This is a genomic window from Dolichospermum sp. UHCC 0352, assembly GCF_009711925.1.
GTDB lineage: Bacteria > Cyanobacteriota > Cyanobacteriia > Cyanobacteriales > Nostocaceae > Dolichospermum > Dolichospermum lemmermannii.
On sequence record NZ_VIKY01000217.1, the window covers coordinates 52,198 to 59,956 of the forward strand.

Here is a 7,759-nt window from a genome sequence, read left to right on the forward strand (position 1 = left end):
ACCTGAATCCTTACTTAGCTACTTTTTGCCCATTTTTTCTATTTTCTCTATCACTGCTAATTTCATTAACGATTTAACTAATAAATATAGACAAAAAGCACATACACAAAAAATTGCGATCGCCCAATTATGATACTTGACGATGATCAAAATTAACCCTGTCAACAGACTGAACCCTGTTAAACAAGCATAAATTAATGTTTTGACTGCTAGATAAATTCGTCCTAAGATGCGATCGCTTTCAACATTTTTAACTCTTAATTGTAACTCTCCTCTTTCAATTCTTTCCTCTAATTTCTTAACTAAAACTTCGGTTTTATTCGGTTTTGTCAGTTGATATTGAATAAAATCCCTAGCTTGATGGCTTAATTGAGCGATTGTACTTCCTTTACTTTTTGTGACTGCCAGACTTTTGATAAATGCCTGGGATAATACTGTAGGATTATATTGAGGCTCTAAAGTCCTGGCAATACCATCTAATGTAGTTATAGCTTTTAAAATAAATGTCATTTGAGCAGGTAAGCGAAATGGTTGCTGTTCAAACATTTCATAAAGTTCAATTTTTACCTCACCCAATGCTTTAACATCTAAAGGTTTATCGGTGAATTTATCTAATAAAAATGTGACTAATCTTTTTACTGGAGTCATATCTGGGACAGGTTCAAGTAATCCCATACTCATTAAAGTATTTACCACTTCATTGCTATCCTTTTTTAAAATAGCAAAAAAGGTTTTAATCATTTGATCTTTATCCAAAATTCCGATTTCTGCCATCATGCCAAAATCATAGAAGATAATACTACCATCTGGATTGACTGCCATATTCCCTGGATGGGGATCAACTTGGAAAAAACCATCTTGTAATAGTTGCTTTAAATAACAACAAATCCCCGTTTCATTTACCTGATGAATATTAATTCCGCAGGCTTCCAAAGCCGCTTTATCATTAATTTTAATTCCCGGTTTATATTCTAAAGTTAATATCTTCGTTGTTGTATATTGCCAATAGACTTTAGGGACAATAACTCGCGGATATCCATGAAAATTATCTCTGAATTTATCAGAATTTTTACCCTCTTGAATATAATCAATTTCTTGAAACAGCAAATCAAAAAATTCATTATAAATTGATTGTAAATTATACTTTCTTACCCCAGCCAAATATTTATTGCAAAACTTAATTAACTGTAATAATATTTTAAAATCTAAATTAAATAAAGCCTCTAAACCCGGACGTTGAACTTTAACAACCACCTCTTCGTTAGAGTATAATGTAGCCTTATGAACTTGACCTAAACTAGCAGCAGCCAAAGGATTAAATTCAAATTCTTTATAGATAAATTGTAGAGGTTTACCTAATTCTAATTCAATCATCTTAATTGCCTCTTGACTACTAAAAGCCGGAACTTGATCCTGTAAAGTTCCCAAAGCTTCTATATATTCTAGAGGCAATAAATCGGCACGAGTTGACAAAGTTTGACCAATTTTAATAAAAGTAGCACCTAAATCAATTAAAGTATTCACAAACCAAGTAGCGCGGTTTTTCTTATGTTCTAAAGAATCTTGAGGAAAAATACTATCCCACCACAGAAATAACATAAATTTAGCCGCAGCCCTGAAAATGTCTATTTTTCGGGCTAAGGTAGAATATTTAGTTTTTTGCCAACGAAACTTTTTAGACTTTGCCATCATAAATATAAACAAAATTTGATGTTTCCATGATTAATTGTTTATAATATAGCGGTAATTGTTGGCTATTTCTTTCCTAGCTCCTGAATAATTACACTGCATAGTATAAATTATTAAACACCGTCTCAATGAAGACTTGTAAACTAATCGTGTAGCAATTAGCCTGTGGTATATACAAGCAATTAATACAATAGTCCATACTAAACACGGTTGGGAAATGGACTTTTGCCAGATTACAAAAAACCTGGATTTCTAAGGGTTTAGCACTGCTAAACCCCTACCTAATAACAAAATTAAATCTTGTAAATATTCCGACACAGGAATCATAAAAACATCAAAGGGATAGAAAAAGAAAAATTCTTTCTCTATCCCTTTTATAATACCCCCAAGGGAATTCGAATCCCTGTTACCTCCGTGAAAGGGAGGTGTCCTAGGCCTCTAGACGATGGGGGCTTGTTTCTCTTCACTTTTAACAATATAGCGAGTTTTTTTGAGAATGTCAAGAGGTTTTGGAAAGATTTTTTTAGAGGAGGTGAAAAAGCCACAAAGTAAGGAGCAGGGGGAATATTTCTGGACTATTAACCCTGTCCTTTTGCCAAGAAAAATAAATTCTTGAGAAATTTCTAGTAGTCTGTCAAATTTATTTTGACGGGTTTTTGGTAGTGCGGGCATCTTGCCCGCGTCGCTTATATCTCAAGGCTTTAGCCCCTGAGCTTTACGCTTACCGGATATTTCTGTAAAGTTAATATTTATGATTCTTTAGAGAGGATTTTGAAATCAATGGCTCAAAATCTACAATATGGAAGCACCTTTTGAAATCACCCTCCAGATGGTGATCACTGTTTTTGCAGGCATTAGCGCCCAGGTAATGGCTGCATATTTCAAATTACCTAGCATCGTGTTACTACTCCTCTTAGGCATCCTTTTAGGTAAAGACGGGCTGGGAATATTACAACCGCATTTACTAGGCACAGGATTGGAAGTGATTGTTTCCCTAGCAACAGCAATCATTTTGTTTGAAGGTGGACTCAAATTAGATCGGCAGGAGTTGGGCAAAGTTTCCCTCAGTCTCCAGTTACTCGTCACCCTGGGAACCCTGATCACCCTACTAGGGGGAAGTCTTGCCGCCCACTGGCTAGGCGAATTTCCGTGGAATATAGCAGTTCTTTATGCGTCCATTGTTGTTGTCACCGGACCGACCGTAATTGGTCCATTAATTCAACAAATTAACGTAGATAGACAAGTAGCAACGCTATTAGAAGGAGAAGGAGTTTTAATAGATCCAGTGGGAGCTATCCTGGCTTACGTTGTCCTGGATACGATTTTAAACGGTGATACAGACCCCATTAATGCCATTATTGGTCTAATTTTACGTTTCGCTGTGGGTGCGGGCATTGGTGGCGTTGGTGGATATTTAATGAGTTGGATGTTTAAACGCGCCAATTTTATCTCCTTTGAACTGAAAAATCTGGTTGTACTGGCAGTTTTATGGGTGTTGTTTGCCCTAGCGCAAATGATTCGCTCTGAATCGGGAATTATGACCACAGTGGTAGCAGGTGCGGTGTTTGCTAACTCTTCAGTTCCCGAAGAGCGTTTATTGCGAAGCTTTAAAAATCAACTGACAATTCTCAGCGTTTCTGTATTATTCATCCTCCTAGCGGCTGATTTATCTATTGCCAGTGTCTTCGCTTTAGGTTGGGGGAGTTTATTCACCGTTTTGGTGTTAATGTTTGTTGTTCGCCCCATTAACATTATTTTGTGTACTTGGAATAGTGATCTAAATTGGCGACAGAAACTATTTTTAAGTTGGGTTGCACCCAGAGGCATAGTTTCCGCCTCTGTAGCGTCTTTATTTGCGATTTTACTGACGCAGAGGGGCGTTAATGGTGGTGATTCGATTAAAGCTTTAGTCTTTTTGACAATTATCATGACGGTTTTTTGCCAAGGTTTAACCGCTGGCTGGTTGGTTAAATGGTTACGAATTACCTCTAAAGATGCAACTGGGGCGGTAATTGTGGGTTGTAATCCTTTGGGTTTATTAATTGCCCGCTTTTTTCAAGAACGGGGAGAAAGTGTAGTGATGATTGATACTGACCCGGAACGTTTAGCCCAAGCTGAAGCCCAAAATCTCCGAGTGATTGCTAGTAGTGCTTTAGATGGGGAAATACTGGAAGAAGCTGGTATTGGTTCGATGGGGACTTTTTTAGCCATTACCAGTAATGGTGAAGTGAATTTTGTTTTAGCTCAACGGGCTGCTGAGGAATTTAATCCTCCCCGTGTTTTAGCTATATTCCCCCGACATCCTCAAGGATCTCCTTCGGAGAATAGTAAAGTTGATCAAGCTTTTGTCTCTGATTTACCAGTAAAAACTTGGAATGAATATTTGATGAATGGACAGGTGAAATTGGGAACAACTACATTAAATGCGGCAGAATTTGACTCTCAACAAGAACATATACAAGAAAAAATTCGAGATGGGATTTTAGTACCACTGTTGTTAGAAAGACAAGAACGTTTACAGGTAATGTCGGCTACTCAAGAATGGGAAATAGGCGATCGCATTATCTATCTATTATATGATTCCCGTCCTAATCTTTTAAAACTTCTTTCTGGTGCTAGTCAGTCTACACCGCTAACTATGGAAACATTAGCAGAAGTTGAAGAAGTAAAAGTTAAATAACTTTAGATTTTAGATTTTGGATTTATCCCCATAATCTTCTTCCTGCTTTCCCCTGCAATCTTTCATGGGTATCTTTTAGCAAAGTGGGAATATCTAAATTTTCTGGACATTTGGGCAAACAATCACCACATTCTGTACAACGGTTAGCTTTCATCCCTGGAAACCAATGACCAGCATTTTCAAACATTCCATAACGGTATTCTCCATAATCTTTCATATCATAAGCTAGGGCTAAATTTCGTAATCTTAAAACTTCGGGAATATGAATATTTTCGGGACAAGGTAAACAAGCATAACATTGACTACATTTATCAGTTAGTAAAACATGATTTTGCTGATGTTCTAATTTTTCAAAAATAGCAATTTCGGCTTTTGTTAATTCGTTATTATGATCAAAAAGTTCTGGATATATTACTAACTCTTCTGGTTTTGCTGGTCCTATACTCAAAGTATTAATGCGGTTATCACTTAGCAGAAAACGATAATTTAAATCTAATGGTGTGAATGGATAACAGATTTCTTTTAATGTTTGGGGTGGAGTATATAATTTTCCGCCTTTATCAGCAGGAGAAATAATAAAAACGCCCATATCTTTCTCTGTCGCTAACTGAATCGCGGGGGCATTATGTTGGAAAAAATAGTAATAATGGAGATTAACAAATTCAAATAAATCTGTATTTATAGCTGCTAAAATTATATCTAATGATCCGTGAGTAGAAAAACCAATATGTCGCACTCTTCCATCATTTAGAGCTTCCTCTACTGCTTGCATACAACCGTTTTTAGATTGTACCCATTCTAAATGTTGCCAAGTATTTAATCCATGAATTCCTAAACAATCCAGATAATCTAAATTCAAGCGATTTAAAGATTCATCAATATACCGACGCATAGTGTCAGCATCTGGTGTTGGGAGAATTTTAGTAGTAATATAAATTTGATTACGGGGTACTGATAAACCAGCTTTTATAGCTTTACCCAAATATGCTTCACTATCACCATAACCTCTAGCTGTTTCTAAATGATTAATTCCTAAAGATAAAGCTTTTTCAATGGTCTGTTGGACATTTTCACTATCAGTTAAATAGCGCATTGTTCCCAAGGAAAAAACAGAAAGATGTAAATTAGTTTTACCAAAACGACGATATTGCATAGCAGGTAACTAGGACTTATCTAATTGATTGAAGATATATCAATAAAAAGTAGTGTAGGGTGGGCAATGCCCGCAAAAACCAGCATACTGTCAGAAGTTGGATATTTTGTTGTTCATAATTTTTTTGTCTGAATATTGAGTTAGAAGGGATTATTATCCATAAAACTTTTTATTTTTGCATTAAGTCTTTTTTCAGCTTCACGCTTCATGATCACTGCTTCATTTTTAGCATTTTGAATTAGTTTATCATTTTCTTCTTTAATAGGTTTCTCATTGTCCATCAGAAGTTTTGCATAAAAAAGTCCAAACAAAAAAATCAGAAATGCAAAAAATGGAACCTGAAAAACAGTAATTATTAATATTAAGCCAATAGCAAGACAACCGCACCCCCATTTTGCATCATTATTTTCTTTTCTCTTTTTTCCTTGTTCTGTTGCATCAGCAATAAGTTGATCAGCTTTTCCTTCTATCTCTGGTATTGATTTTAAATAACTACTCAGTTCAGAAATGAATTTATTCAGGTATACACGGTCACGGTATAGGGCTAAATTTAGTTTTGCACCTGTGCAATCTTTAATAATTTGCAGAAGCCTAAATAAATCTTCAGCTTTCCAAGATGTTCCACAATCTAGACAAGCATTGACATTTCTATCTTCACCTGTAACAGCCCCAACTGCCGCACCTACAACACCAAATAAAGCATATCCGACTATGGCATTTCCCCAATTTACATCAGTTTCCTGTTTAAGTTGGATGTGACCAGAACCACAATTAGGACAATTAGCCATAACAGAACCCCTTTGATACTGCTTACTTACAGTAGTATTACATTTGTCTAATCATAATGCAATTGTTAAATTAACTTTTTGACACACCTGGAGATAAACGCTAAAAAATTAAACCCAAAAACAAAACCCCCTCTAAATGAATAGAAGGGGCATTGTTGTTAAATAATAAACCTGGCATCGAGCTATTTTCACGGAGGGCTACCCCTAAACTATCGTCGCCGCAGCAGCGTTTCACCTCTGAGTTCGGGAAGGGATCAGTGTGGTTCCACCGCGCCATAGACACCAGGAAAGAATTAAAAATTAAAAATTCAGAATTAAAAATTAATTACCGATTTTTAACTTAGGGTATTCACAACCCTGAAGACTGCAAAAAGAACGAGAATCAGCAGTGATAATTAACCACCAAAAACCTTCATTTTTAATTTTTAATTATCAATTTTTAATTGAATTAGAGGTCAAGCCCTCGGTCTATTAGTACTCCTCAGCTTCATACATTACTGCACTTCCACTTAAAGCCTATTAACGGGTGTTCTGCCCGTGACCTTACCTACAAATTGTAGTGAGAGTACTCATCTTGAGGTGGGCTTCCCACTTAGATGCTTTCAGCGGTTATCCTCTCCGCACTTGGCTACCCAGCGTTTACTGTTGGTACAATAACTGGTACACCAGCGGTGCGTTCCTCCCGGTCCTCTCGTACTAAGGAGGACTCCTCTCAATACTCTTGCGCCTGCACCGGATATGGACCGAACTGTCTCACGACGTTCTGAACCCAGCTCACGTACCGCTTTAATGGGCGAACAGCCCAACCCTTGGGACGTACTTCCGCCCCAGGTTGCGATGAGCCGACATCGAGGTGCCAAACCTCCCCGTCGATGTGGACTCTTGGGGGAGATCAGCCTGTTATCCCTAGAGTAACTTTTATCCGTTGAGCGACGGCCATTCCACTCTGCGCCGTCGGATCACTAAAGCCTACTTTCGTACCTGCTCGACTTGTCAGTCTTGCAGTCAAGCTCCCTTTTGCTTTTACACTCGTCGCACGGTTTCCAAGCGTGCTGAGGGAACCTTTGCGCGCCTCCGTTACCTTTTAGGAGGCGACCGCCCCAGTCAAACTGCCCACCTGAAACTGTTCCCCAACCGGCTGACGGTCGTGGGTTAGAATTCTAGCTTCGCCAGAGTGGTATCTCACCGTTAGCTCCCTATTCCCCAAAAGGAATAGTTCACCGCTTCCCACCTATCCTGCGCAAGCGAAGCCCGAACACAATTCCAGGCTACAGTAAAGCTTCATAGGGTCTTTCTGTCCAGGTGCAGGCAGTCCGTATCTTCACAGACATTCCTATTTCGCCGAGTCTCTCTCTGAGACACCATCCAGATCGTTACGCCTTTCGTGCGGGTCGGAACTTACCCGACAAGGAATTTCGCTACCTTAGGACCGTTATAGTTACGGCCGCC

The 7,759-nt window shown here is 38.1% G+C and carries 4 protein-coding genes, 1 tRNA gene and 2 rRNA genes; 1 reads left to right on the top strand and 6 read right to left on the bottom strand.

The features are described 5' to 3' along the window. Positions 1-18: 18 nt before the first annotated feature. Positions 19-1,692, bottom strand: coding sequence for an AarF/ABC1/UbiB kinase family protein (locus FJR06_RS15275; RefSeq protein ID WP_168651732.1), 1,674 nt, complete (start codon positions 1,690-1,692; stop codon positions 19-21). A 377-nt stretch (positions 1,693-2,069) separates the two neighbouring features. Further along, a tRNA-Glu gene (locus FJR06_RS15280) sits at positions 2,070-2,142 on the bottom strand. 346 nt (positions 2,143-2,488) lie between these two features. On the opposite strand from FJR06_RS15280, the gene FJR06_RS15285 reads away from it, so the two are divergent. Further along, positions 2,489-4,369: a sodium:proton antiporter gene (locus FJR06_RS15285; RefSeq protein ID WP_015078844.1), complete on the top strand. Its 1,881-nt coding sequence runs from the start codon at positions 2,489-2,491 to the stop codon at positions 4,367-4,369. A gap of 22 nt (positions 4,370-4,391) precedes the next feature. Here the strand turns inward: FJR06_RS15285 and FJR06_RS15290 are convergent, their stop codons facing one another. The 4 genes from FJR06_RS15290 to FJR06_RS15305 form a co-directional block, all read right to left on the bottom strand. Further along, the gene (locus tag FJR06_RS15290) at positions 4,392-5,522 is read right to left on the bottom strand and encodes an aldo/keto reductase (RefSeq protein WP_168651733.1); all 1,131 of its coding nucleotides are present in this window, start codon (positions 5,520-5,522) and stop codon (positions 4,392-4,394) included. Positions 5,523-5,662: 140 nt separating this feature from the next. Next, positions 5,663-6,310, bottom strand: coding sequence for a hypothetical protein (locus FJR06_RS15295; RefSeq protein ID WP_015078846.1), 648 nt, complete (start codon positions 6,308-6,310; stop codon positions 5,663-5,665). A gap of 169 nt (positions 6,311-6,479) precedes the next feature. Further along, positions 6,480-6,597: ribosomal RNA gene (rrf, locus tag FJR06_RS15300) — 5S ribosomal RNA — on the bottom strand. A gap of 164 nt (positions 6,598-6,761) precedes the next feature. Next, a 23S ribosomal RNA gene (locus FJR06_RS15305) occupies positions 6,762-7,759 on the bottom strand; the annotation flags it as partial.